Source organism: Neoaquamicrobium sediminum (assembly GCF_013240295.1).
Lineage (GTDB): Bacteria > Pseudomonadota > Alphaproteobacteria > Rhizobiales > Rhizobiaceae > Aerobium > Aerobium sediminum.
In genome coordinates this window covers 2,171,771-2,192,235 of record NZ_JABETK010000001.1, presented here as the reverse complement: position 1 = coordinate 2,192,235, position 20,465 = coordinate 2,171,771, and the positions used below count along the sequence as shown (strand labels likewise).

The 20,465-nt window shown below is 61.4% G+C and carries 42 protein-coding genes; 31 read left to right on the top strand and 11 right to left on the bottom strand.

What is annotated here, in order from left to right:
* Positions 1 to 594 precede the first annotated feature (594 nt).
* The 18 genes from HK436_RS10850 (at position 595) to HK436_RS10770 (ending at position 7,453) form a co-directional block, all read left to right on the top strand.
* Positions 595 to 1,110 carry a hypothetical protein gene (locus HK436_RS10850; protein ID WP_173189559.1) on the top strand — a complete coding sequence of 172 codons (516 nt, stop codon included), beginning with the start codon at positions 595 to 597 and terminating at the stop codon, positions 1,108 to 1,110.
* Between the two features lie 255 nt (positions 1,111 to 1,365).
* Positions 1,366 to 1,821, top strand: a complete 456-nt coding sequence (locus HK436_RS10845) for a hypothetical protein (RefSeq protein WP_173189557.1) — start codon at positions 1,366 to 1,368, stop codon at positions 1,819 to 1,821.
* Positions 1,818 to 2,096: a helix-turn-helix domain-containing protein gene (locus tag HK436_RS10840; RefSeq protein ID WP_173189555.1), complete on the top strand. Its 279-nt coding sequence runs from the start codon at positions 1,818 to 1,820 to the stop codon at positions 2,094 to 2,096. Before HK436_RS10845 ends, HK436_RS10840 begins: the two co-directional genes overlap by 4 nt.
* On the top strand, positions 2,093 to 2,473 hold the full coding sequence (locus tag HK436_RS10835) for a hypothetical protein (protein ID WP_173189553.1): 381 nt from the start codon (positions 2,093 to 2,095) through the stop codon (positions 2,471 to 2,473). Before HK436_RS10840 ends, HK436_RS10835 begins: the two co-directional genes overlap by 4 nt.
* A complete protein-coding gene (locus tag HK436_RS10830) occupies positions 2,470 to 2,757 on the top strand; it encodes an acyl carrier protein (protein WP_173189552.1) in 288 nt (95 codons plus the stop codon). Before HK436_RS10835 ends, HK436_RS10830 begins: the two co-directional genes overlap by 4 nt.
* 103 nt (positions 2,758 to 2,860) lie before the next feature.
* Complete coding sequence (locus HK436_RS10825) at positions 2,861 to 3,076, top strand: hypothetical protein (RefSeq protein WP_173189550.1); 216 nt, start codon at positions 2,861 to 2,863, stop codon at positions 3,074 to 3,076.
* A 199-nt stretch (positions 3,077 to 3,275) separates the two neighbouring features.
* A complete protein-coding gene (locus tag HK436_RS10820) occupies positions 3,276 to 3,830 on the top strand; it encodes a DUF1643 domain-containing protein (RefSeq protein WP_173190110.1) in 555 nt (184 codons plus the stop codon).
* Entirely contained in the window at positions 3,827 to 4,297 is a 471-nt protein-coding gene (locus HK436_RS10815) for a hypothetical protein (RefSeq protein WP_173189548.1), read from the top strand. The genes HK436_RS10820 and HK436_RS10815 overlap by 4 nt, the downstream gene beginning before the upstream one ends.
* Positions 4,297 to 4,656, top strand: coding sequence for a hypothetical protein (locus HK436_RS10810; RefSeq protein ID WP_173189546.1), 360 nt, complete (start codon positions 4,297 to 4,299; stop codon positions 4,654 to 4,656). Before HK436_RS10815 ends, HK436_RS10810 begins: the two co-directional genes overlap by 1 nt.
* Complete coding sequence (locus HK436_RS10805) at positions 4,653 to 4,907, top strand: hypothetical protein (RefSeq protein WP_173189544.1); 255 nt, start codon at positions 4,653 to 4,655, stop codon at positions 4,905 to 4,907. The genes HK436_RS10810 and HK436_RS10805 overlap by 4 nt, the downstream gene beginning before the upstream one ends.
* A complete protein-coding gene (locus HK436_RS10800) occupies positions 4,904 to 5,242 on the top strand; it encodes a hypothetical protein (RefSeq protein ID WP_173189542.1) in 339 nt (112 codons plus the stop codon). Before HK436_RS10805 ends, HK436_RS10800 begins: the two co-directional genes overlap by 4 nt.
* Positions 5,239 to 5,436 (top strand): hypothetical protein, encoded by a 198-nt coding sequence (locus tag HK436_RS10795; RefSeq protein ID WP_173189540.1) that lies wholly within the window; start codon positions 5,239 to 5,241, stop codon positions 5,434 to 5,436. Before HK436_RS10800 ends, HK436_RS10795 begins: the two co-directional genes overlap by 4 nt.
* 47 nt (positions 5,437 to 5,483) lie before the next feature.
* Positions 5,484 to 5,618, top strand: coding sequence for a hypothetical protein (locus HK436_RS32360; protein WP_280515598.1), 135 nt, complete (start codon positions 5,484 to 5,486; stop codon positions 5,616 to 5,618).
* Positions 5,619 to 5,696: 78 nt separating this feature from the next.
* The gene (locus HK436_RS10790) at positions 5,697 to 5,882 is read left to right on the top strand and encodes a hypothetical protein (RefSeq protein WP_173189538.1); all 186 of its coding nucleotides are present in this window, start codon (positions 5,697 to 5,699) and stop codon (positions 5,880 to 5,882) included.
* Complete coding sequence (locus HK436_RS10785; protein ID WP_173189536.1) at positions 5,879 to 6,082, top strand: hypothetical protein; 204 nt, start codon at positions 5,879 to 5,881, stop codon at positions 6,080 to 6,082. Before HK436_RS10790 ends, HK436_RS10785 begins: the two co-directional genes overlap by 4 nt.
* Complete coding sequence (locus HK436_RS10780; protein ID WP_173189534.1) at positions 6,079 to 6,408, top strand: hypothetical protein; 330 nt, start codon at positions 6,079 to 6,081, stop codon at positions 6,406 to 6,408. The genes HK436_RS10785 and HK436_RS10780 overlap by 4 nt, the downstream gene beginning before the upstream one ends.
* Positions 6,405 to 6,578, top strand: coding sequence for a hypothetical protein (locus HK436_RS10775; RefSeq protein ID WP_173189532.1), 174 nt, complete (start codon positions 6,405 to 6,407; stop codon positions 6,576 to 6,578). Before HK436_RS10780 ends, HK436_RS10775 begins: the two co-directional genes overlap by 4 nt.
* Positions 6,575 to 7,453: a hypothetical protein gene (locus tag HK436_RS10770; protein WP_173189530.1), complete on the top strand. Its 879-nt coding sequence runs from the start codon at positions 6,575 to 6,577 to the stop codon at positions 7,451 to 7,453. The genes HK436_RS10775 and HK436_RS10770 overlap by 4 nt, the downstream gene beginning before the upstream one ends.
* A gap of 73 nt (positions 7,454 to 7,526) precedes the next feature.
* Here HK436_RS10770 and HK436_RS10765 read toward each other — a convergent pair whose 3' ends face one another.
* Positions 7,527 to 7,694, bottom strand: coding sequence for a hypothetical protein (locus HK436_RS10765; RefSeq protein WP_173189528.1), 168 nt, complete (start codon positions 7,692 to 7,694; stop codon positions 7,527 to 7,529).
* Between the two features lie 95 nt (positions 7,695 to 7,789).
* On the opposite strand from HK436_RS10765, the gene HK436_RS10760 reads away from it, so the two are divergent.
* From HK436_RS10760 to HK436_RS10700, 13 genes are all read left to right on the top strand, one after another.
* The gene (locus HK436_RS10760; RefSeq protein ID WP_173189526.1) at positions 7,790 to 7,963 is read left to right on the top strand and encodes a hypothetical protein; all 174 of its coding nucleotides are present in this window, start codon (positions 7,790 to 7,792) and stop codon (positions 7,961 to 7,963) included.
* The gene (locus tag HK436_RS10755) at positions 7,950 to 8,690 is read left to right on the top strand and encodes a DUF7168 domain-containing protein (RefSeq protein ID WP_173189524.1); all 741 of its coding nucleotides are present in this window, start codon (positions 7,950 to 7,952) and stop codon (positions 8,688 to 8,690) included. Before HK436_RS10760 ends, HK436_RS10755 begins: the two co-directional genes overlap by 14 nt.
* Entirely contained in the window at positions 8,687 to 9,058 is a 372-nt protein-coding gene (locus HK436_RS10750; RefSeq protein ID WP_173189523.1) for a hypothetical protein, read from the top strand. Before HK436_RS10755 ends, HK436_RS10750 begins: the two co-directional genes overlap by 4 nt.
* Positions 9,059 to 9,124: 66 nt before the next feature.
* Positions 9,125 to 10,006, top strand: coding sequence for a ParB/RepB/Spo0J family partition protein (locus HK436_RS10745; RefSeq protein ID WP_173189521.1), 882 nt, complete (start codon positions 9,125 to 9,127; stop codon positions 10,004 to 10,006).
* 15 nt (positions 10,007 to 10,021) lie between these two features.
* The gene (locus HK436_RS10740) at positions 10,022 to 10,288 is read left to right on the top strand and encodes a hypothetical protein (RefSeq protein WP_173189519.1); all 267 of its coding nucleotides are present in this window, start codon (positions 10,022 to 10,024) and stop codon (positions 10,286 to 10,288) included.
* Between the two features lie 10 nt (positions 10,289 to 10,298).
* Complete coding sequence (locus tag HK436_RS10735) at positions 10,299 to 10,730, top strand: DUF3310 domain-containing protein (protein ID WP_173189517.1); 432 nt, start codon at positions 10,299 to 10,301, stop codon at positions 10,728 to 10,730.
* Positions 10,731 to 10,734: 4 nt separating this feature from the next.
* Positions 10,735 to 11,061 carry a hypothetical protein gene (locus HK436_RS10730; protein WP_173189515.1) on the top strand — a complete coding sequence of 109 codons (327 nt, stop codon included), beginning with the start codon at positions 10,735 to 10,737 and terminating at the stop codon, positions 11,059 to 11,061.
* Between the two features lie 142 nt (positions 11,062 to 11,203).
* Positions 11,204 to 11,404 carry a DUF2312 domain-containing protein gene (locus HK436_RS10725; protein WP_173190108.1) on the top strand — a complete coding sequence of 67 codons (201 nt, stop codon included), beginning with the start codon at positions 11,204 to 11,206 and terminating at the stop codon, positions 11,402 to 11,404.
* Positions 11,404 to 11,673 carry a hypothetical protein gene (locus HK436_RS10720; RefSeq protein WP_173189513.1) on the top strand — a complete coding sequence of 90 codons (270 nt, stop codon included), beginning with the start codon at positions 11,404 to 11,406 and terminating at the stop codon, positions 11,671 to 11,673. The genes HK436_RS10725 and HK436_RS10720 overlap by 1 nt, the downstream gene beginning before the upstream one ends.
* The gene (locus HK436_RS10715) at positions 11,670 to 11,906 is read left to right on the top strand and encodes a hypothetical protein (RefSeq protein ID WP_173189511.1); all 237 of its coding nucleotides are present in this window, start codon (positions 11,670 to 11,672) and stop codon (positions 11,904 to 11,906) included. The genes HK436_RS10720 and HK436_RS10715 overlap by 4 nt, the downstream gene beginning before the upstream one ends.
* A complete protein-coding gene (locus HK436_RS10710) occupies positions 11,906 to 12,112 on the top strand; it encodes a hypothetical protein (protein ID WP_173189509.1) in 207 nt (68 codons plus the stop codon). Before HK436_RS10715 ends, HK436_RS10710 begins: the two co-directional genes overlap by 1 nt.
* A complete protein-coding gene (locus tag HK436_RS10705) occupies positions 12,109 to 13,392 on the top strand; it encodes a DNA methyltransferase (protein ID WP_312860540.1) in 1,284 nt (427 codons plus the stop codon). Before HK436_RS10710 ends, HK436_RS10705 begins: the two co-directional genes overlap by 4 nt.
* Positions 13,393 to 13,744: 352 nt before the next feature.
* Positions 13,745 to 14,059, top strand: a complete 315-nt coding sequence (locus HK436_RS10700; RefSeq protein WP_173189505.1) for an EF-hand domain-containing protein — start codon at positions 13,745 to 13,747, stop codon at positions 14,057 to 14,059.
* On the opposite strand, the gene HK436_RS10695 is transcribed toward HK436_RS10700, so the two are convergent.
* The 10 genes from HK436_RS10695 to HK436_RS10650 all read right to left on the bottom strand — a co-directional run bounded on the left by HK436_RS10695 (position 14,015) and on the right by HK436_RS10650 (position 20,442).
* Positions 14,015 to 14,476 (bottom strand): DUF1515 family protein, encoded by a 462-nt coding sequence (locus tag HK436_RS10695; protein ID WP_173189503.1) that lies wholly within the window; start codon positions 14,474 to 14,476, stop codon positions 14,015 to 14,017. The genes HK436_RS10700 and HK436_RS10695 overlap by 45 nt on opposite strands.
* Positions 14,477 to 14,611: 135 nt before the next feature.
* Positions 14,612 to 14,941, bottom strand: coding sequence for a hypothetical protein (locus tag HK436_RS10690; RefSeq protein WP_173189501.1), 330 nt, complete (start codon positions 14,939 to 14,941; stop codon positions 14,612 to 14,614).
* The gene (locus HK436_RS10685; RefSeq protein ID WP_173189499.1) at positions 14,941 to 16,026 is read right to left on the bottom strand and encodes an N-acetylmuramidase domain-containing protein; all 1,086 of its coding nucleotides are present in this window, start codon (positions 16,024 to 16,026) and stop codon (positions 14,941 to 14,943) included. Before HK436_RS10685 ends, HK436_RS10690 begins: the two co-directional genes overlap by 1 nt.
* 24 nt (positions 16,027 to 16,050) lie before the next feature.
* The gene (locus HK436_RS10680; protein ID WP_173189497.1) at positions 16,051 to 16,254 is read right to left on the bottom strand and encodes a hypothetical protein; all 204 of its coding nucleotides are present in this window, start codon (positions 16,252 to 16,254) and stop codon (positions 16,051 to 16,053) included.
* A 63-nt stretch (positions 16,255 to 16,317) separates the two neighbouring features.
* A complete protein-coding gene (locus HK436_RS10675) occupies positions 16,318 to 16,584 on the bottom strand; it encodes a hypothetical protein (protein WP_173189495.1) in 267 nt (88 codons plus the stop codon).
* 6 nt (positions 16,585 to 16,590) lie between these two features.
* Positions 16,591 to 17,487 carry a hypothetical protein gene (locus HK436_RS10670; RefSeq protein WP_173189493.1) on the bottom strand — a complete coding sequence of 299 codons (897 nt, stop codon included), beginning with the start codon at positions 17,485 to 17,487 and terminating at the stop codon, positions 16,591 to 16,593.
* 13 nt (positions 17,488 to 17,500) lie between these two features.
* Positions 17,501 to 18,085 (bottom strand): SMP-30/gluconolactonase/LRE family protein, encoded by a 585-nt coding sequence (locus HK436_RS10665; RefSeq protein WP_173189491.1) that lies wholly within the window; start codon positions 18,083 to 18,085, stop codon positions 17,501 to 17,503.
* Positions 18,061 to 18,567: an SMP-30/gluconolactonase/LRE family protein gene (locus HK436_RS10660; protein ID WP_173189489.1), complete on the bottom strand. Its 507-nt coding sequence runs from the start codon at positions 18,565 to 18,567 to the stop codon at positions 18,061 to 18,063. Before HK436_RS10660 ends, HK436_RS10665 begins: the two co-directional genes overlap by 25 nt.
* 11 nt (positions 18,568 to 18,578) lie before the next feature.
* On the bottom strand, positions 18,579 to 20,009 hold the full coding sequence (locus HK436_RS10655; protein WP_173189487.1) for a WD40 repeat domain-containing protein: 1,431 nt from the start codon (positions 20,007 to 20,009) through the stop codon (positions 18,579 to 18,581).
* Positions 20,010 to 20,013: 4 nt separating this feature from the next.
* Positions 20,014 to 20,442: a hypothetical protein gene (locus HK436_RS10650; protein WP_173189485.1), complete on the bottom strand. Its 429-nt coding sequence runs from the start codon at positions 20,440 to 20,442 to the stop codon at positions 20,014 to 20,016.
* Between the last annotated feature and the right edge of the window lie 23 nt (positions 20,443 to 20,465).

The window sequence follows — 20,465 nt, the reverse complement described above, 5'->3', positions numbered from 1 at the left end:
TTCCTTTACGAATAGGGACCCGTTCGCACACTCAATCAAAGCCGCGTCACGGTTTCCCCGTGGCGCGGCTTTTCCGCGTCTAGGCGTCCGCCTGGGCGACCGTGGCGACAATCCGCAACGCGGCCTAGCAGGGACGCCAGCGCCGCGCCTGGGCGACCGTGTGACGATCCGCGACCCGTCGACGGGGAAGAGGTCCAGCGCCGCGCCTGAGCTTCCCGCGACCCGTCGACCGTCCAGCGCTCTAACTGCCGTCCCTGAGCTTCCCTGAGCGGCGCGCGGATCGTCGCCACGGTTGCCGCGCCGTCGTCGATCGTCGACCCGTCCAGCCCGCACGGTTAACCCTAATAGACCGTATTTGAATCGAAGTTGATGTTAACCATATCCGGCGCAGGAGAACGCGGCGGCTCTCCCGAAAAACAAAAACGCCTGGCCGCGCCACACTACCTTGCTTACCTTGGCTCTTGAACTTCAGTTCTTACCTTGGAACTCCAACTTCATTTCTGGAATTTTCGCGGGTGCGCGCGGTTGAGCGCATCTTAACCCGAGTGTGCGAACACAACGCGAGAGCTTGCAAGAAGCGCGGGGAGAACGCGAATGCGACTGATGATCCTGCCAGCGGTCGGCCTGGCGTTGCTGACCGGCTACTTCATCGGACACCAAACGCCATCGACACCGAGCCCGGTGGACGCACTGCCGGTGATGAGTGCGAGTGCCGCCGAGGTCAGACGAGGTTCCGCCGATCTGGATGCGGCGTTGCGGGAACTCAGGATCTCGCTCGCGATGACCACCGACAATCCCACAACTCATTCTCAGGCGATGTGCGCCAACCGCTATGACCGAGGCTCGCGGTTATGGAAGCGTTGTTCGTCGAGACAAACGAGTGCCGTCAAGGAAATGCGGGAAGTGATGACCGGGCTCCGAAACTTCGCCGAGGGCGGGGCATCGCCTGAGTTGGCGAAGCTGCTTATCAACAGTGTGATCGAGTGCCGCGATCGCAACATGCGAGGCGGGACGGATTGGGACAGGATGCTCCGTTGCAGCCGAGAGCGCGGGGCCGAACTGCATGACCAATACCGGATGAACAAGCTCGGCCAATCGCTCACCGACTGATCGACGATCGAGGGCTGCAACTAAGTTTACCCCAAAACGACCGCGCCTTTGAATGGGATGTTTTTCCTAGGAAAATGATCCTGCCGCACTGAGCCAGGAATGTCTTCCTCGCGAAACGAATCCGTTCAAACGAAAACGAATTTCTCAAAACGAATAGTGCGAAGCGGATTCTTCAAGTGCAAAGCCAGTTTCAACAAGCGGTTGACATGACCAATATCCCGTGTAAGTGTGCCGACCTCATCGAGAGGAAGCGGGATGCTTGTACGACCAACATGGAAAGGCGCTTCACGGGTCGCCCAATGTGACCTGATCAGAAGCCACTACGAGGAAGGACACACGGCCTCGGGCCTTGCTGAGTCCATCAGCCTCACGACGGGCGAGAAGGTCCGCCGACAGGAAGTCGCGGATGTCTATCGGGCAAACCCGGTCCTCGACCGCACTCATCCGCTCAACGTGTCCATGGCACGAATCCGTGAAAAGGGTTCCGCCGAGGACGCACCGCCGAGCTTGAAGCCGGTGACGGTCCAGATCGTCGGCTTCACCGAGGACGAGGCACACGCCTACGACAGCGCAGCGCCAGGTGTCTATCCGCTCGACGTGACGGACCAAGAGTGCCGTTGGCCGGTTCGCCCTGGCATCTTCTGCGGCCACGCGGCGCACGGGCGCTACTGCCAGCACCACACGATCCGCTCGCGAGGGTCCGAGCAATGACACGGTTGCAGTGGGCCATCATCGACGCACTCGCCGTGCAGCCTGCGACGGCCAAGATGATCCAGCGTTCGCTTGAGACGCACTTCTCCGACGTGAACGTCTCGCGGGTGTCCGCGAGCCTCGGCATCCTGCGCAAGGAAGGCGTCGTCAAGCGCGAGAAGCGCCCGACTGGCAATTGCGTGTTCGTGCGCGGCGAGAGCGTCCGCCAGTTCATGACCGTCTGGTCGATCAACCCCAAGGCCGTGCTTCCGGCCCGCCAGGAGAGCCTACTGTGACGACATACATTCCCCACCTGATGCCGGGAGCGAAGCTCGATATGGAGGCCCGCCCGGTGGTGATCAACATCAAGGTAGAAGACCGGGTTTCACCGGCATTCCGCAAGACACCGCGGACTCCCGAATACATCGCTATGATCGAGAACATTGAGCGCGCCGAGCCCTTGCCGCCAGCCCTCGGGGACATCCTCGAACGCATGAAGGCTCAGATACTCGAACGCTTCAAAGAAAAGCTCGAAGACGACACTCTTCGGCACTTCGGGTTGCAACCCTATCAGCGTGAAGCTGTCGCCGTATTGGAGCGTGGTGAGGCAACTTTCCCTATAGGCCGAAAAGGCCGGAAGTTCTTCCACACAGGCGGGGTTTTCAGACCATGAGAAGCATCACCAAGGAAATCATCGAGCACGTCCAGCGGTTCTATGGCGACCCTGTCGGCGTCACCGTCACGCAGGAAACGCCGATCGACGAATTGCAGATCGACAGCCTCGACCGCACGGAATTGGTCATCCACGTCGAGCGGGAGTTCGGCGTCACGGTGCCCGACGAGAAGTGGGACGAATGCACAACGGTCGGGCTGCTCATCGCGGCGGCGGTGGACGCGCGACGTGCGGCAACGGATTCGCAGGCACGAACCCTGCGCAGCGCAGGAGCGGAGTCATGAGCGTGATTGAGTTCGCGGTACACATGCCCTCATTTCTCACGGGGGTCGGTGCTGGCGCTATCGGGCTGATCTTCATCTGCCTTTTGATTGCGGTGTTTCACTAATGAGCCAGCACCCCGAGAAGAAACTGACCGTCGACGACATCCCGGTTGCGATCAACGGTGCCGCCTGCTTCGGCATTCAGGCTTGCGCCACGGGCGGGTTCGACGTGACCGTGGACGGTCGCCGCCTCGACCACAAGAGCAGCGAACAGGCCGCGCTTCGAGAGGCCATCCGCCGCCAGAAGCGCGCCAATCGGGATGGAGGGGCGAAGGCATGATGAGGCCCTGGCACTTCGCGCGACTGCGCCTGTTCGGCCACCGGCCCAAGGCACCTTTCCAAGCGCCAGCCGGTAATTGGGTGTTCTTCTGGATGCACATCCGCTTCCCGGCTCGCAACCCCCTGACAGGGCGGCATCGGGTCGTCGGTGTTCAGACGCATCTCGCCATGCACACCCTCGGATTGGACGGGGTCGAGTGATGGGAACCGTGCTTTCTCCGTGCTTCCGCTACCGCTACCGCCTCGAACGTGGCGTGTCCCACAGCGGGCCGGTCTATGCCTATTTCGGCGTCAACGGCTCGACTGCCGACGCCGACGAGGATGACCACACGGTCAGGAAGTGGCGAGGCTTCACCGCTCAGAACGGCGGCTCCCGGTTCATCGTCGGCAATGCTTTCGCCTACCGGGCGACGGACGTGCGAGAACTCGCCAAGGCTGGCGATCCAGTCGGTCACGAGAACGCTCGGTACCTTGCGCAGATCATCGCCGAGGCGGACATCCTCGTGCCGTGTTGGGGGAGCCGAAACAAGGTTCCCGCGCCGCTGCGGTTTCATTTCGACAACCTCGCGGACATGCTCTTTGTCTCGGGCAAGCCAGTGTTGGTTTGGGGTTTCACGGCATCGGGCGACCCCCTTCACCCTCTCACGCTCAGCTACGAAACGGCCCTCAAGTCGTGGCGGCGGAACGATGAGCTACGATATGATCATGGAATGGCTGAGGCCGCTCGCCGCTGCCGGGAGAACGACTTGATATGACGACACCTGATGAAGCCCTTGTCCGCAAGCTGGACCTCAACGCCCGTGACGCGCTGATCACCGCCTATCGGAATGAGGACGGGCGCATTCGCGTCGAGGCCGACACCGTAGCGCACAACGTCACGCTCGATCTGGCAAAGAGGGGCCTGCTCGACGACACCAACGCCACTTCGATCCGGCAGGATGGCCCTGCAGTTCGGGAGTACGAAATCACCGGGCGCGGGAAGCGAGTCGCGCGGCTCCTGCCCGAGAACAGCGGCAAGCCCCTCGAAACGCTGTGGATCAAGATCGCACCGAGCGAGGGCACCGAGGGTGGGCCCCACTGGATTTCCGTCGACGGATTCGACATCGTGGCGCTTGAGAACGCCGAGCAGATGACGGACCAGTTCTACATGCTGCAACCGCATATTCCCGATGGTTGGCGTCCGGTCCAGATGGAGCGCGTGAAGCCGGAAGAGGTCGAGTGATGGACAACGGGCGCTATAAAGCGGCCTATGGGGACCATGGAAAAACCGCCCCTGACTTCGAGCGCTGCTGCGTCGAGGTCACGCGCTATATCGGGAACTGGCCCCACTACGGCCAGTGCGCCCGAAAGCGCGGACACGGACCAGACGGGGCGTATTGCAAACAACATGACCCCGAGAAGGTAGAGGCTCGCAAAGCCGTTTCCGACGAGCGAGAGAAAGCGGCCTACAACAAGCAGCGTCTGGAATGGGCGGGGCCTCGGTTCTTCAAGGTGCTTGAGCAGATCGCCGATGGGCACAATGACCCCCGCACGTTGGCGCACGAGGCAATCGCGGCCTATCGACCGAAGGAGTCAGAATGAACCGCCGTCAGCTTCTTCTTGGATCAGCGGCCACCGTTGCCGCCAGCACGATCCCGCTGCCCGCAAAGCTCGGCATGTCTGAGGCGGCAAGCGCGGTCGTCGACATCGAAACCTTACCCGGCCCAACGGTGATGATCAGCACCCCTTCTGCCCCCTACTACATGGCGGAATATGTGGAACTGTGTATGCGCGACATCGCTCGGGCCTACCACGTTCCGTGGGAGCAACTGACAGCGGAGTGGCCGACATGACGCTGACCTTGATCCTGCATTTCCTCATGCTGCTTGCCTGTGTCGTCGCCGCTAGCCTCCTGGCACCGCGTCGACCCGGCAAGGGCCACCCGGTCGAATGGGGGAAGTGCGGCCTTCGCCAATCGGCAAGCCGCTCGGCTACGTCGAGACCGAGGACGGCGGCTATGAAACTCAGTGACGCCATCGCCTACTGCGAGCGCGAAATTGCGCGGGCCGACTACATCGACAACACGGCCAGGATGCTCGACGAGAAGCAGCGTTGGTCGGGCACACGCGAGATTCTGCTACAGGTGCAAGAGCGACGGGCTCCCGAGATCCGAGAGTTGGTAGGATGAACGAGATTCCGTCCGTAACCGTCACCGTGAAGAACGGAGACTGGCCCTGCAAACGCTGTGGCAAGGCGCTCGGCGCGACCAACTACAGACGCGGCGAAGGATGGAAATTGAGCATCCCCGTAGACTGTTACGCACCGGACCAGTGCGCAAAGGAAATGCTCGCCCTTCTCGAACCGTCGAAGGGCATGGGCTGAACCCATCGGGGCGTGGGGCGTTTCCCTTTCAAAGGAAGGATACCACCATGACTTTCCGCACGTTCATCCCGTTTGGCCTCGCGGCCTCCGTCGTGCTCGGCATGATGATCTTCTCGAACGCTGGCACCCCCGACCGCGCCCAGGCGAACCCGCAACCGGGCACCTATGTCATTTCGCGGTAGTTAGTTTCAACCTGCTGTTGACATTACCAAGATAACCGAGCTAGGGTCCGAGCCTGAAACTGAGTTGCAGGTGAAGCGATGATCGAAGTTATCGACAAGATCGGAATGCTCTTCGTGGTGTTCCTCGTGACCATGAACCTGATGGCCTCATTCATGCTTATGGAGGCCGGTCGCAGGTATCTCAACAACCGCGACCGGCGCGAGGAACACGAGGCGCGGATGCGCTTCCAACGCGACAATCCGCTGCGGCAGGTGAAGGCATGAAGCCGTTCCGCATCTCCTATTCCCGTGAGCACAAGGGGTGGGTTCTCGCGAAGCTCTATCGTGGCGAATACCGGGGCACCCACCTGAGCGAAAACCTCGGATCACTCGTCGACTACGCCACCCGCAGAGGGAGGCTGCGGAGGCGCTTCTTGGATGACAACAATTGGCTTGTGAAGGCCGTGACGGGGGTTCAGGCATGAAGCGTGTCGTCATCACCCACCCTCAGATGGGGGTCTACCTCGGCAACGCCATGGGCTTCGGCTTCTTCTCGTTGCTCGACTGCGTCGGACACAGCCAGGCGGTCAGCTTCGGCAGCGTTTCGGCGGCGCAGGAGCACATCAAGAATTGGGCGAACCATAGCGATCCCGCCACCTTCGCCTTCGTCGAGGTCGACGCTCACGAAGAGTATGTCGACGTGATTTCACTCGTCCAGGCGGGTGTTCCGTCGTCGATGCTCGAACCCATGATCGCGCTCGAACAGTCTCGAGTCCGCGCGATGCAGATCACCGGACAGAGGTTCCAATGACACAGCAAGCAGAACCCGTCCGAAACGTCCGCGAGAAGATCGCGCAGCGCTTCGAGACCATGGCGAACCACTTCCGCGACGAGCGGGTGCCACCGCTCGAACTGGCCGCGCGCATGTCGCTGATGCGGACGGAAATTCTCGACCTACTCAGCGCGAGTGAGGAACAATGACCCGCGACTGCGCCGAACTCGGTCGGGACCACGACTGGCTCCCGCACTACAGGCACCAAACCATGCGGATCGATTCCTACGTCTGCATGGTTTGCAGCGCCGTCCACGTCCCATTGACTTGCGAGGGTCAGGACGACCCCGAGGAACGATGTCCGCGCCACCCTGACGACTGCGTCTGCTGGAAGGAAAAGGTTCTCGTCGACGAGCTTTTGAAGCGCGGATGGCTGTCCGAGGACATCCGCGAGTTCATGCGAGAAGGCAAAAGCCTGGAAGACTTGCCACCTGGCCCACCCGAGGATTGGGATAGCAGGCGCAGCGCGAAGAGGGAGAAGGGCGAAAGCTTCCTCGGACGGCACACGATCCACGGTGACGACGGCTCGCCCTACATGACGCGCATGTGGATCGGGCGGCTGCGTCTCCACATCTTCCACCGGGGCGACCTTGACGCTGATCCGCACGACCATCCTTGGGACTTCTGGACGTTCCCGCTGACACCATATGTCGAGGAAGTCACGGAGCGCCGGAACGTTCGCGTGAGCGATCATGTGGTGCCGGTCGACGCGCTCAACGAAACCTTTGATTTCGGCCACACCGAAGAGCGCTATGAAGTGCGCCGTCAGATCGTTCGTGCGTGGCGCTGGACCTTCCGTCCCGCCGAGCACACGCATCGCGTCCTCGGGCGATACGTCGGCGGCGAGCCGTGCGAGAAGAACGGGGTCAGGGCCGCATACGGTCCCGGCGCTATCGTCACGCTGGTTTGGCGGGGCAAGGGCGGTCGCCCGTGGGGCTTCCTCAAGAACCGTGACGGCAAGTGGTGCTGGATCGCCTGGCGTGACTACGTCTTTGGCGGCGGGAGGTCAGCGCCATGCGAGTGATGCCACATATCCTTTGGATCGCCATTGTCCTCGGCGGAACCGTTGCCATGGACTATTTCGGGCACCCAATTGACTACCCGACCTTGCTCTTCGCTTGTGCCTGTTTCGTCGTCGCACCGAAGGTGGACTGACCATGGCGAAGGTGGGTGACATATATCTGGAATGCTTCGTCGCGGACGGCACCGGCAAGGTAACGTTCGAACAGCATATCGTTCGGACGATCCGTGGCGGCTATGTCCACGCGATCCAGAAGAGCATTTGCACATGGGGCAAGCTCTCGAAGAAACATGGCGACTACGGCTGGCTCCCAAGTATCGACCCCATGTGGCGCACGAAATGGCGGGTCGGCGAGAAGCCTCCCCGAAGCTCGCGAAGACCAAGGCTCAGGCGATCCGCGCCGAAATCGCGAACATCAAACGATGGGCCGAAGACGACGACTATGATGATGGGATCACCGTCGCCTCGATCGTAAAGAAGCTTGAGGGGATGTTGAAGCGTGAACGACCGTGACAGGATCGCGGCGCGCATCCGCGCCCTACTCGCCAAGACGGTCGAGAACGGATGCACCGAGGACGAGGCGGTTGCCGCTGCCGCGAAGGCGGCGGAAATGCTCGCCAAATACAACCTCACCGTCGACGAGGTCCAGCTTCGCGAGTCCCCGTTCCAGCGCCACACCGAGCACCATGACGACTTCGTGGGCGACCGGCTGTGGAAGGTGGCCGACGCCATCGCGCATCTGACTGGATCTCGCTACTGGACCTCGCCCATCGGCGTCCGCCCGGTCGAAATCAACTTCTTCGGGTTCGCCCACGAGGTCGATGTCTCGAAGTATCTGCTCGCGATCTGCGCCAGGGCAATGAACGACAACCTCGAACGGCTCCACCGTGAATACGGGCTGCTCACCCTGTCGGCCAAGCGCCGCAAGATCATCCCCTTCATGGACGGCATGGCGGACTCCCTCGCCCGCCGCATCCGCGCCCTCAAGCAGCCCGAGCCCACCGGCACCGGCCTAATCGTGTTGCGGGGCCAGCTCATCGACGCGGCCATGCCGGTGAAGATCAAGCAGCGCGACATGCGATCCAGCCGGGACTTCGAGTCTGACTACCTGAGCGGCCTCATCGCGGGCGAGCGCGTTTCCCTCAACAGCGCCCTGCAGGGAGGACCCGCCGTCGACCGCGTTTCCCTCAACAGTGCCCTGCAGGGCAGCGCCAAAGACCATAGAAGGATTGGAAGATGACTGAGAACAACTACACCATCGGGCGAGGCGAAGTCTGGATTGACGGGCGCTGCATCGGCAACACCGACCTCCTGCAATTCGGGTTCAAATATTCCCGGTATCGGATTTTGATGATTTGCCAGAACATCAGCATGGAAAACCTGCAAATGTTCTTCGGCGGCGAACGGAAGGTCGATTTCAAATTCGTCCCGAAGAACCCGGTCGGGAAGCAGTTCACTTTCGAGATTGACCAGGTGCGCCTGACCCCCGCCAAGTACGACGTGAAGGGCGATGCGTGGCAGGGGCTCGCATTCGAGTTGTCGGTCTCGTCACGGGGTTCAATCGCGGACCAGATTCGCATCACCGAGGGCGATAAACTGTCAACTTAGTTTCAACCCACTGTTGACACGACCATAAACACGAGTCTACGGTGCGCCATCATTTTAGGAGAACGAATGATGGCAACCGGCATTAAGGAACTGGCGAAGGGGCGGTCGGATCAGTACCGCTTGAGCCCCTTCGATCTGCATACGAAAGAGGGCTGGAACGCCCGCGAGAACGACTTCAACCCCGAGGACATCGAAGACCTCGCGCTGGCGCAGTCCATCGCCGAAATCGGCGTCAAACAGTCCCTCACTGCCTATTGGGAAGACGGTAAGGCGTTCGTCTCGGACGGACACCGTCGCCGCGCCGCCGCGATGTACGCCATCGACACCCTCGGCGCTGACCGCGAAATGCTCGTGCCTGTCGTGACGGAGAACCGCAACGCCGACGAGGCCGAGCGCACGTTCTCGATGATCGTTCGAAATTCGGGCAAGCCGCTGACGCCGATCGAGCAGGGGCAGGTGTTCAAGCGCCTCACGGACCTGGGCTGGACGGAATCCAACATCGCCAAGAAGGCGGGCATCAGCCGCGTCCACGTCTCGAACCTCATCGCCTTGGTCGCGGCCCCGAAGACGCTGACCGATCTGGTTCGCTCGGGCGAGGTTTCGTCGACGCTCGCGATCACCACGCTCAACAAGCACAAGGGCGAGGCCAAGGCTGCGGCCAAGGAACTCAAGGAGGCCGTGAAGGAGGCGAAGAAGTCGGGCAAGGATCGCGCGACTGCCAAGCACGTCCGAAAGGCCGCTGAGAAGAAGCAGCCGAAGGCCCCGGCGAAGTCAGTGAAGCAGGCTGTCGCCGAAATCTTCGAACGGGTGTGGGCGCATCAGGACGGCGACAACGTGGTTGTCCACTTCGGCCCAGCCGACATCGCCGCCATCTTCGAAATCACCGGCCTGAGCGAACTCAAATTCCTCGACCAAAGCAAGGCACGACCGTCTGACGACCTCGTGTAACCACGGAGAACGACCATGAGCATTTCCAGCATTCTCAACAACGCAACCATCGCCCAGGACGCAGACGCCGCAAAGATTTTCGCGGAAGTCCTGAACAACGATCTGCGCGCCATCACCAAGCTCAAGGGCGGCTCAAAGTTCGAGGCCGAAGACGCGCTGCGCATCAGCCGCATTTGGGCCGAGTACCAGTCCATCGACATCAACAAGCAGTCCGAGGAAACGACGAAGCGGACGCCGGTCTATCAGCGACCCGCCGCGACCGGCGCGGCTGCTGCCGTCTGAGGTCAGTCCGATGAGCGCGTTGAGCTATCAGGTCGGCGGTGGGCACTACGTCAAGTACCCGATCCAGCCCAATCATTTCGTCGCGGCGAACAATTGGGACGCCTTCGCGCAGAACATCTTCAAATACGTGATCCGCTGGCGTGACAAGAACGGCCTTCTCGACCTCGAAAAGTCCCTTCACTACGCCCGTCAGCGGATCGAACTGGACATGGAAGAGTACCATCCCCACCGGGATCGCCGGAAGGGAATCTCCATGGTCGAGTTCATCTCGGTCAACCAAATCCCCGACGACCTACATGGCGTTCTACTGGCGCTTGAACGGTGGGTTATCGCGGGCAAGTCGACCAAGTTTCGCACCGAGTTCGTGTCCGCGCTCGAAGCCTATATCGCGATGATCCGTCGCGAGATTTACCCCGAAGACTCCCTCTTTCCACAGGACTGATCCCATGCGTCTTTCCACTTCTCTCGCCATGGCTGCTACGGCGGCGCTGTCAGGTCTCGGTGCCGTGTTCGGCGGCGGGGCCGAGCCTTCTCGCCGGTTCGCCGACGTGATGGCACCTGATCCCGCGCCCAAGAAGAAGCGCTCGCGGAGCAAGGCGGTTGTGCGCCACGTCTCGAAGATGGACGATCCGGCGTTTCGCGATCATTGGGGGTCTCACCCCGGCAGGAACCCCCGCTACAACGGCGGCGGCAACCGTTACTTCGAGCGAAGCCGTTGGCTTCCTCATTCCGGGGCGAAGGAGGCCGCGCGCTACGGCGCTCGCGCAAACTAAGTTTCCACCCCCGGCAATCTAGACAACAGAAGAGGGATACCATGGCACGGCGCGACGATGACGATCTGATCGGCCACAACTCCGGTGACGACATAACCGCGAATCCGTACAGACGGTCGCCGCTGGACAGCTTCGATCCTTCATCGAGCGCATCGAGCGACTTGAGGAAGAGAAGAAGACGGTGTCCGACGACATCAAGGAGGTCAAACAAGAGGCCAAGGGGGCGGGCTTCGACCTTAAGGCCATCAACACGATCCTGAAAAAGCGCAAACAGGATGCCGCCGAGCGCCAGGAGGAAGAGGCCATCGTCGACCTCTATATGGCGGCGTTGGGGATGGTCTGATGGACCTCGAAGAGAAGCTGCGCACGGCCATCAAACACGGCGGGCTGCTATCCATCGCGCTCTACAAGAGCAGCGCCAATCCGAAGATGTGGATCGCCACGTACCTCAACGACAGCGGCAGGAAGCACGACTCGGTCGAGGACGAAGACCCCATCGTCGCCATCGAAAAGGCCATGCGTCCGCTGCGGCAGAAGCCGCCGAAGGACAATCCGCCGCCCGTCGCCCGCCAGGTCAAGTCGAAGCGCCGATCCGTGGACGACCTCGTATGAGCGACTTCGACCGCCTGGATCACGTTGCGCATCGGCACCGGATCAAGGCCATCACGATCTGGAAGACCGAGTCGAAGGGCTGGCAGGGCAACTTCCAAAACCCGGATGGCTCGTGGCGCATCATGCACGGCGACACACCTGGCGAAGCACTCGACGCAGTCTTGGCGACCTACCAGAAGACGGGCCGGGAGGAAGTCCGCCCCGTTCGTCGATCGAGCGAGGATTTGATCTGATGAGCCTCTTATCGACCTTACGGCCCGAACTCGACGCAACCGGCCTCCCTTGGAGCACGAGCGTCGGCACCAAGCACATCAAGCTCTATCTCGGCGCACGGCTCGTAGGCATCCTGCCGCATAACAACCGCGCAAGCGACCGCGACCGCCGAGCCCATCTGAATATTCGAGCGCAGATACGGCGCGCCGCAAGGGACATGAAATGACGGTTGAGTTCTATCAGGGTGACGCCAACGAAGTGCTGCGCCGACTGGTCGCGCAGGGCCGAAAGGTCCACACGGCCCTCATGGACCCGCCCTACTACCTTGAGAGCGTGGCAAAGCGCTTCGGCAAACGTGGATCGGCCCCGGCGAAGGCGGGATCAGACGGGCGCTTCACCCGCCAGTCAAAGGGGTTCATGGGCCGTGTGTGGGACGCCGCCGACGAGAGCGGATACCGGATCGCCCATGACCCCGAGTTCTGGTCACTGGTCTACGATCTGCTGCTCCCTGGCGGTTACTGCCTCGCCTTCTCGTCGCCGCGCACCGGCCATTGGCAAGCGGCAGCAATGGAGCTTGCAGGCTTCATCATGCACCCGTTCACCGGATGGGTGTACGGCTCGGGTTTCCCGAAGGCCCATAGCGTAACGCGGCTCGCACGTAAGGCGGGGGTCCCCGAGGCTGAACTGATTGCATGGGAAGGCTGGTACTACGGCACCCAAAGCACGAAGCCTGCGATTGAACCTGTCTACATCGGCCAGAAGCCGTTCGACACGAAGACCGGCTTTCGCAACGTTCTGACGCACGGCGTCGGCGCACTTAACATCAAGAAGTGCCTTGTGCCGACTGAGGACGATCTGAACGGCGGTGCCTACGCCAAGAGCGGCCAGGCACGGGACGACGAATGGGGCGAGAACAACAGCTTCCGCCGCGATCAGGGCCTCGAATTTGTTCAGCCCGAGGGACGCTGGCCCGCGAACCTCCTGCATGACGGTAGCGATGATGTCGTGGGGCTGTTCCCCGCCAGCAAGGGGCAAAAAGGCGACGTGAAGGGCAACGAGCCCTCGGGCGTCACCAACGGCATCTACAACGAGTTCAAGGGCCGAGTGCCCTCGGCAAGGCGGTCGGACGCCGGATCGGCTGCTCGGTTCTTCAACTGCTTCCCGCCCGACATCGACGCGATCACCTACCACGGCAAGGCAAAGAAGGCTGACCGAGACGGATCGTCTCACCCTACGGTAAAGCCTGTCGGTCTCCTTCGACATTTTGTAAGGCTCACCACGCCTGCCGGTGGCACGGTCCTCGACGCATTTGCTGGCTCGGGGACGACAGGTGCGGCAGCACTCGCCGAGGGAATGAATGCGCTGCTTGTAGAGCGCGAGCCCGACCACGCTGATGACATCAGGCGGCGGTTCAAACTTCCCATGGTCGATCCGTCGATCGCGGACGAATATTTGCGCGCCATTATTTCAACTTTCGCGAGTCAAGACTCATCAGAGTTGATTTAGATGGACGGCTCCGCGAGGGGCGACGTGCCTTACGCAGCGGCACGGATGTGAAACTTAGTTACGCCAGACGCAAAAAGTGCATCGGGGGTTTATCCACCCCCTCACCGGTCGGTGCCTAATGGGGCTGCTAGCGTAGAGATTCGGGATTGGTCCAGGGGTTGACAGAGAAATAGGAAAATAGTCCTCTCAACACGTGGTTGAAAGTTATCCACAGGCAATGGTTAAGGAATTGTGGTCATGTCAAAGAAAAGTTGAAACCCCTGTGCAGATGTTACAGGCTGAAACGTCGGGTGAGAAACGGAGAAACAGAAAGCCCGAGGGTAAGGAAATGCTTGCGAGTAAGGAGCAGAAGTTGAGCAAAGTGGTAGTGGGGCGCGAGGGCCTGTCATTCGTATCGGCCTGTGGGCCGGGTAAGAAATCATTCTGGAACGTAGCGCCAACCGACAATTGGGATGCCGATGTCGCAGCCGGGAAGAAGCTGGCGCTTGAGCTTCGTGATTACCTGAGTGAGGACGGTAGCCCGATGATGGTGCGCCGCATCTTCAACGACATGGAGCCCTCGGCGGACCTCAGCGGTATCAGCGTAGGTTTTATGTCGGGGATCGCTTCGATGATTGTCGGATCAGCCGACGAACATTCTGAGCAGCTTGTCCCGAAACGTCACTAGCAGTGCGCCGAAGAGGGTGCCTAGAACCGTGAGAGCGATCCCGATGCCAATGCCCCGCTGTTCCCATTTGCTGAACAGGTCGACCTTGGGCTTCATGGTGTTCAGATCGGCTCTCGCGGCTCGCTGCTCTTCCTCGACCGCTGCCACACGGGTTTCCATGTCTTTGGCGAAGGCTTTGAACTCGTGCGCCTGAGCGGCCATCTGCGCCTCCATGCGGGCGCTGACGATCTGCAAGCCGTGGAACCCCTTCGCAACATCCTCGACCTTCTCATAGAGCCTGCCACGGCTCTCCTGCGCCCGCCGCTCGGCCTCCTGGCGCTGTTGGTCGCTTTCCACCACGCGCTTACCCACGGCCTCGATCGTAGCGCCGAGTGAGGCAAGCTGCGTGTGGATCTCGATGCTCTTCTCGTCGGTCATTTCTTGCAGGTCGCTTCGTATTCGGCGTTGCGCTCTTTAGCTTGCGCTATCGACTCCGAGGTATCGTCCTCGTGCCAGTGGAAGGGCCTGACAAGCCCCTCGAACCCCGACTCCGGGTCGCCGCAAAGCAGCTTCTCATCGACGCTTATAGCCGTCGTCGTCGCGCAGCCTGCCAGCAGGACGAGCAGCGTTGTTGCGGCGAGCGTTTTTGATCCGTTGAACCAACTTCTCAGCATCGCGGGCATCCTTCCTCGCGCGATCTTCCCACCCGGCTTGACGGCCTCTCAGGTGGCTCATGGCGGTCAGAACGACCACCGCGTAGGCAACCCCTGCCAGGAGCGCGTTGCGCAGCCCCACGACGCGGCTGACTGTCACGAGCATGGCTGCGCCCGCCCCAATCGCAGGGGCCGCCCACACCCACCACGGGGTCGAGTAGATGACGCTCTCGCGCAGCCAGTCGAACATCAGCTTACGCCTTCGTAGGTCTTGCCCGACTTCCACCACCCGTAGGCGGCATAGACGGCCAATCCGACGCCGATGGCGGACGATCCTGCCAGCAACACATTGGCGACGGTCTGCGCAGTCTCGAACTCGACTCCGAGCAGTCCGTAGGCAAGTTCGGCGACCTGGTCACGAATGCCGATAACGACCGCGACCGGGCCGAGGCCCTTGGCAGCGTCGGTCACTTCCTTGACCTCAGTGGGCGGGATCGCGCCGACATCCTCTTCAGGGTCAGGGCGGAAGAGCGCGAGCGCGTTCAACGTCTCAGGACCGGCGACACCGTCGACCGTGAGTCCGTGCGAACGCTGGAAGGCGAGAACGGCGTCCTTCGTGGCGGGACCGAAGTCACCGTCGACCTTGATGGCCGCGCCCGAGCGCACGAGAAGCTGTTGAAGCTCGCGGACACGCTTGCCCTTCGAGCCCATGCGCAGCATCCCCGAGGCGGACGACACTGGCGCTGCGGCACCGTTGTAACGCGAGAATGCGCGTTCGAGCTTGGTGTGGTAGCCGTACTTCGCATAGAGCGGGCCGTTGTAGCCGCGCGCGAACCCGGCCCAATCGTAGCGCTGCAACTCGTCGACGAGGCCGAACTTGACGATGTAGCGGAACATCGCATCGACCTGGCCGATGACGTTCTCGGAGACCTTGTTGTAGAAGTCGACCGCCGACTTGTAGCCGAGGGTCTTCCAGTGGGAGCCCATCACCTGCCCCACGCCCCACGAGCAGGACATAATAGCGGCGTCCCGGTCGATCTGCATGGCACGATGGAGCATGGCATAGCGCTTGGCCTGCGAGGACGGGTTCTTGATACCGCCGACCTTGGGGCTGGCGAGACCGGCCTTGCGCGCCTGTTCCCGCTTCTTGGGGTCAACGAGCTTGTCGAAGTAGTGACCTTCCCACCGGATCAACGGCTCCTTGCGTCCGTCGATCACGGTGTAGGTGTGGCCCGCGCTCTCGACCTCGATCACGGCCATAGCGGTCGCGGTCGGCAGATTGTGCATCTGCGCGATTCCCGCGATGAGCTTCTTTTCAGCCTCTGTAAGCTGCATGGCCGTTCTCCTGGCGCTAGGGGATTAAGCGGCAGACCACGCGAGGACGGGATTACCTTCGCCGTCGTCCTCGATCACGAGCGTCTTGCCGATGTCGTCGGCGGTGAAAGGTGGGAGAAGGTGGGCGTCGATCACGGGAGCGGCCTGCTCCCACGCCTGCTTCATCTTGACGAAGCCGAAAACCCACTTGGCGAAACCGAAACGGTCGGTGACTTCGCGCATCGACATGGTAGTGCTCCTTCGATTTGATTCAATTTATTGTGGTCTTGATAACAGAAAGTGGAAACTCACTCAATAAGCAAGCACCACGATCTGCGCGCCCCTGACGCTCCGAACCCAAACGCTTGTGGATTCCCCGAGCGCGGCGATTGCGAAGGTCGAAGGCATACCCGTGAGCGTGTTACCAATTTCGATACCAACGGCGCTCTCGTCGGGTTCGCTATCGGCGACGTGGACTTCGAACTGCCCCTGTCGGGAAAGCTGGATCGCAACGTTGCGCATACCCGTTGCCACGAGGGTCCATTCTTCGTCGATCGTGTGTGCCAGGGTGCTCGCCATGATGCTTCATCCTATGGTTATGTTGTTGCCGAAGCCGATCCGCACGGATGCAATCGGCAGGAATGTGGCGCTGATCCCGCCGCCGAGGCTTGCGGCTGAGATCCCGGCGTAGCTCGATCCGCCGCCCTCGTCGTAGCCGCTGACGCGGAATCGCGGGAAAGCCAGATCGCCGCTGGCCCGGTACTGAACAGCGGCGCTTCCCTGAGCGCCGAAACCCGGAAAGGCAAAATTCGCGTCCACGACCAATGGTCGGCGAGCCGTACCGCTGGCAGTGAAGCGCGGGAAAACGAAGCCGCTGTCGACCACGGTATCCGGGGCGATGAGACCTGCCGTGGCGAAGCGTGGGAAGATGGGGTTGCCATCGGCCATGGTGTCGGGCGCGGCGAAGCCCTGCAGCGCAAACGCCGGGAACCGCGCGTCAGCCTCCACGGTGATCGGAATGTCGAACTGGCCCGATACGGAGAAGGCGGGGAAGAGCGCGTCCGCCTCGACCAAAACGTCGACGAAAACGAGGCCATCAGCCGCGAGGCTCGGGAACTGCCCTTCGAAAATCGCGCCGATGGGGGCGCTAAGCTCACCGGTCGCATTGAAACTCGGGAAGGAGAACGCGCCTTCAACGTCGACGGGCTCGGGTTGCTCCTGATCAGCAATACCTTCAGCGGTGAATGCGGGGAAAACCGCCTCACCATCGACCGGGATGGGGAATGCTGCGGTTCCCGCTACTCCAAACGTCGGGAGCGCGATTTCCGCATATCCGAACTGTGGCGGGTCGCTGATCGACACAGGGATGTCGGGGCCGCTGAGCAGAATGGGCGCAGGACCGAAGATGACGGGAGGGGACCAGATCGGCTCAAGCTCGAACTCGGCAAGTTCGCCTGAGACCGTGAATCTCGGGAAGGCCAAGTCGCCTTCGATGTCATACTCCGTAGGCTCGATAATCTCCCCTCGCCCGCCGCGACGAATGCGGGGAATAGGGGGCACCTTCGGCGTTAATGGACTCACCTACCTCATAGATCGACAGGTATGGCGCAGTGTTGTGGGAGACGGCCATAATCGTTCCGTCCGCCGAGAAGGCAACACCCATCCCGCTTCCCGTGGGAGGGATGTCAGGGTCGTCAACCTTCACGTAGTTCGCGCCGTCATACTCATAGACAATCACGTATGGTGCAGCCCCGTAGGCCACCGCAAGGAACCGCCCGCTCGGATCATAGGCGCAACCGCGAGCGTTCGTTGTCGGCAGGACGGCGGGGTCAGCCAACTTCGTGGGCGAGCCGCTGGTAACGTCATAGATGGAAACGTAGGGAACTCCCGGATGGGAGAAGGCTACGTGCGCGTTGTCAGGACGCACAGCCGCCCCATAGCCCGAGCTAAACAGGCGAGTGTCGAGGTCGGCCATCTTGGTTAGGCTGTCGGAGACCGGATCGAACGTGTAGACGTAGCCGTTCGCCTGTCCGCTCTGGTTCGCCGAACCGACAGCTACGATGTCGCCTGCTTCCCCCATGCGAAAGACTCTCCGTGGTTCGGAGGCAGTTCGACCGGGTCCGCAATCTTGGTGAACGTGGTCCCGTCAATCGCATAGACTGAGAAGCGGGGCGGATTGACGTGCGCCACGCCGAAATAGGCCCCGTCAGGGGAGAATGCGGACCCCCTACAATTGCTCGGCGGGAGCGGGGAGAGGTCGTTCGTCTTGGTGAGCGTATCTCCTGACAGGATATACATCGACACCCGAGGCGATGGGGAGTGGGACACCGCCAGCAGCGAACCATCGGGCGAGAAGGATATTCCCCTGCACACCCCCGGAGGGAGGATCGCAGGATTGGCGAGTTTCACCCACGATCCGTCGACCTTCCGGTAGCAGTGGAAGTAGGGTGCCGCCTCGAACCCAACTGCAACATATTGTCCGTCGCGCGAGACCGCGACCACGTAAGCCTGTGCGGTAGGCAACGTTGCGGGGTTCGCCTGCTTCCGTATCTCGATCGGCATTGCCGCGCCCCCTATAGACTGTAGACGACGAGACCGTTGGAGAAGTCGAACCCGAGTTCCTTGTCCGCTCCGACGATGACCGGCTGGCTGAAATCGGTGAAGATGCGAGGCGTCGAGCCTTCCACAATCACCGCGTAGCGGAACTCGATCCCGCCGCCGAAAATGATCCGGCTAATGTCGTCCGCGACGAGCGCAACTAAGTTTCCGTTGACTTCGCTATTCGCGACTGAGGTCAGCGGTTCACCGCCTTCGGTCCATCCATTGCCGTGAACCTCGTATGCGCCGCCGTTCGTGACCTCAGCGAGAGTGCTGGCGTTGGGGTCGAACTCTGCGGCGTCAGACAGAAGGACGACCTTGAGGGCTTGAAGATCAACTGTGTCAGTCACCAACGCCGCAAGAGCACCATCGTAGAACGAGGATGTCGAGACGATCTGATCCATGTGCGGACTGACGGCCTGCGCCATGACGGTGCCCGCGACGTTGGTAAACAGGCCAACTTGTTCTTCGAACACGCCCTCGACGTTCCGATAGGCCACCTTGGCATTTGCGTCGATGAGCAATGCCCCGTCACCCGAGAAGCCGAGCAGCCGTCCCATAGGCTGAGCGAGAGTCTGGATGGGCTGGAAGACGTTCGCGAGGCGACGATAGACCACCGTCGTATAAACCCCGGAACCGACGAACGACACGGCGACGTGGCGGCGGTCCCTCGACACGGCGACAGCGTGTGGATCGCCGTGAGCGGAACTGATTTCCCACACCGCGTCGAAGGCGTTTGCGGTGCCACGACGGAACACCGTCACCTTCCCACCTGCGCTACGGTCGACCGCGAAAAAGAAGTTTCCATCGTCCGACCAATAGACGGCATCAACCGGCGCAAGATGTTCCGACAGAGTCGTAAGGGGGACGAAAGCCGGGTTCCCAATAGTCGGGCTATCCACGATGTGGATTGAACTCTGCCCGCTGTCGGCACCGAGAACCGCCAACTGCCCATCCGGGGAGAACGCGAGCGAGCGGCGGCTTGCGACAGAGAAACCGGACTCGGTGCCGGTATTCGTAACGGCGGCGGCGTCGTCAATTGCGAACCCGTAGCCGGATGTGTTGTCCCCACGCAACAAGGGCCGATAGCCGAATGGCTCATTCCAGTCTGACACCACTCGGAACGAAATTCCGCTTAGCGAGTACGCGGAATTGCTGACCTCGGCGGGAACCATATTGAAGGCTGAGAGCCGCACCGACGAAGTGGGGGCAACCTGCCACAGTGCGGAGAGGAACCGACCGTCTTTGATGAAACCGAGGATCGGCGGACGACCCTCGGAGACAGCCGTTGCGTCGTGCGCCATGCCGACCGCCCCGACCTGGGAGAATCCTGTCTCCGTCAGTTCATAGAAGCGGAGCGTGTCATCCGCCGACCAGGCGGCGAGTCGGGTGCGGCCCTGCGCCATCGGATCAAGCCGTAGGCATGGAGGCGGTGAGCGAGACCACGGTCACGTCGATGTTCTCGATGATTGCCGTCGAAGACAGCTTGAGGTCGCCGTTGCCGCCCGTGTCAGTGACCGAGCCGTCGAAGACCGCGTTGCCGTCCGCGTCGAAAACACGGAAGAATTGCGCGGTGCCGTTCGCGTCGGCCTGAACCGGGTCGATAGTGTTGGCGGTTGCATGGCCGCTGTTGGACACGTCCTGTGCAGCCGCGAAGGACGGGTTCGCCAAGGCGAAAGTGACGAGTGCGACTTGTGCGCCAATTGCCGTGTCGACGGTTGCGGGGCGCGCACCCTCATAAATCACCAGCGTACCGTTTGCGCCCGCACCCTCGTCGATCGATGCCACAATAGAATCGCAAGCTGCGATTGCTGCGGCAATAGAAATTCTGACAGCCATAGGAGTCTCCTTTTCAACCCTAT

Bases quoted from the DNA above. Each gene is read 5' to 3' on its own strand.
- HK436_RS10850 (WP_173189559.1), top strand. From the start codon at position 595: ATGCGACTGATGATCCTGCCAGCGGTCGGCCTGGCGTTGCTGACCGGC.
- HK436_RS10845 (WP_173189557.1), top strand. From the start codon at position 1,366: ATGCTTGTACGACCAACATGGAAAGGCGCTTCACGGGTCGCCCAATGT.
- HK436_RS10840 (WP_173189555.1), top strand. From the start codon at position 1,818: ATGACACGGTTGCAGTGGGCCATCATCGACGCACTCGCCGTGCAGCCT.
- HK436_RS10830 (WP_173189552.1), top strand. From the start codon at position 2,470: ATGAGAAGCATCACCAAGGAAATCATCGAGCACGTCCAGCGGTTCTAT.
- HK436_RS10825 (WP_173189550.1), top strand. From the start codon at position 2,861: ATGAGCCAGCACCCCGAGAAGAAACTGACCGTCGACGACATCCCGGTT.
- HK436_RS10820 (WP_173190110.1), top strand. From the start codon at position 3,276: ATGGGAACCGTGCTTTCTCCGTGCTTCCGCTACCGCTACCGCCTCGAA.
- HK436_RS10815 (WP_173189548.1), top strand. From the start codon at position 3,827: ATGACGACACCTGATGAAGCCCTTGTCCGCAAGCTGGACCTCAACGCC.
- HK436_RS10810 (WP_173189546.1), top strand. From the start codon at position 4,297: ATGGACAACGGGCGCTATAAAGCGGCCTATGGGGACCATGGAAAAACC.
- HK436_RS10805 (WP_173189544.1), top strand. From the start codon at position 4,653: ATGAACCGCCGTCAGCTTCTTCTTGGATCAGCGGCCACCGTTGCCGCC.
- HK436_RS10800 (WP_173189542.1), top strand. From the start codon at position 4,904: ATGACGCTGACCTTGATCCTGCATTTCCTCATGCTGCTTGCCTGTGTC.
- HK436_RS10795 (WP_173189540.1), top strand. From the start codon at position 5,239: ATGAACGAGATTCCGTCCGTAACCGTCACCGTGAAGAACGGAGACTGG.
- HK436_RS32360 (WP_280515598.1), top strand. From the start codon at position 5,484: ATGACTTTCCGCACGTTCATCCCGTTTGGCCTCGCGGCCTCCGTCGTG.
- HK436_RS10790 (WP_173189538.1), top strand. From the start codon at position 5,697: ATGATCGAAGTTATCGACAAGATCGGAATGCTCTTCGTGGTGTTCCTC.
- HK436_RS10785 (WP_173189536.1), top strand. From the start codon at position 5,879: ATGAAGCCGTTCCGCATCTCCTATTCCCGTGAGCACAAGGGGTGGGTT.
- HK436_RS10780 (WP_173189534.1), top strand. From the start codon at position 6,079: ATGAAGCGTGTCGTCATCACCCACCCTCAGATGGGGGTCTACCTCGGC.
- HK436_RS10775 (WP_173189532.1), top strand. From the start codon at position 6,405: ATGACACAGCAAGCAGAACCCGTCCGAAACGTCCGCGAGAAGATCGCG.
- HK436_RS10770 (WP_173189530.1), top strand. From the start codon at position 6,575: ATGACCCGCGACTGCGCCGAACTCGGTCGGGACCACGACTGGCTCCCG.
- HK436_RS10760 (WP_173189526.1), top strand. From the start codon at position 7,790: ATGGCGGGTCGGCGAGAAGCCTCCCCGAAGCTCGCGAAGACCAAGGCT.
- HK436_RS10750 (WP_173189523.1), top strand. From the start codon at position 8,687: ATGACTGAGAACAACTACACCATCGGGCGAGGCGAAGTCTGGATTGAC.
- HK436_RS10745 (WP_173189521.1), top strand. From the start codon at position 9,125: ATGATGGCAACCGGCATTAAGGAACTGGCGAAGGGGCGGTCGGATCAG.
- HK436_RS10740 (WP_173189519.1), top strand. From the start codon at position 10,022: ATGAGCATTTCCAGCATTCTCAACAACGCAACCATCGCCCAGGACGCA.
- HK436_RS10735 (WP_173189517.1), top strand. From the start codon at position 10,299: ATGAGCGCGTTGAGCTATCAGGTCGGCGGTGGGCACTACGTCAAGTAC.
- HK436_RS10730 (WP_173189515.1), top strand. From the start codon at position 10,735: ATGCGTCTTTCCACTTCTCTCGCCATGGCTGCTACGGCGGCGCTGTCA.
- HK436_RS10720 (WP_173189513.1), top strand. From the start codon at position 11,404: ATGGACCTCGAAGAGAAGCTGCGCACGGCCATCAAACACGGCGGGCTG.
- HK436_RS10715 (WP_173189511.1), top strand. From the start codon at position 11,670: ATGAGCGACTTCGACCGCCTGGATCACGTTGCGCATCGGCACCGGATC.
- HK436_RS10710 (WP_173189509.1), top strand. From the start codon at position 11,906: ATGAGCCTCTTATCGACCTTACGGCCCGAACTCGACGCAACCGGCCTC.
- HK436_RS10705 (WP_312860540.1), top strand. From the start codon at position 12,109: ATGACGGTTGAGTTCTATCAGGGTGACGCCAACGAAGTGCTGCGCCGA.
- HK436_RS10695 (WP_173189503.1), bottom strand. From the start codon at position 14,476: ATGACCGACGAGAAGAGCATCGAGATCCACACGCAGCTTGCCTCACTC.
- HK436_RS10690 (WP_173189501.1), bottom strand. From the start codon at position 14,941: ATGTTCGACTGGCTGCGCGAGAGCGTCATCTACTCGACCCCGTGGTGG.
- HK436_RS10685 (WP_173189499.1), bottom strand. From the start codon at position 16,026: ATGCAGCTTACAGAGGCTGAAAAGAAGCTCATCGCGGGAATCGCGCAG.
- HK436_RS10680 (WP_173189497.1), bottom strand. From the start codon at position 16,254: ATGTCGATGCGCGAAGTCACCGACCGTTTCGGTTTCGCCAAGTGGGTT.
- HK436_RS10675 (WP_173189495.1), bottom strand. From the start codon at position 16,584: ATGGCGAGCACCCTGGCACACACGATCGACGAAGAATGGACCCTCGTG.
- HK436_RS10665 (WP_173189491.1), bottom strand. From the start codon at position 18,085: ATGGGGGAAGCAGGCGACATCGTAGCTGTCGGTTCGGCGAACCAGAGC.
- HK436_RS10660 (WP_173189489.1), bottom strand. From the start codon at position 18,567: ATGCCGATCGAGATACGGAAGCAGGCGAACCCCGCAACGTTGCCTACC.
- HK436_RS10655 (WP_173189487.1), bottom strand. From the start codon at position 20,009: ATGGCGCAGGGCCGCACCCGACTCGCCGCCTGGTCGGCGGATGACACG.
- HK436_RS10650 (WP_173189485.1), bottom strand. From the start codon at position 20,442: ATGGCTGTCAGAATTTCTATTGCCGCAGCAATCGCAGCTTGCGATTCT.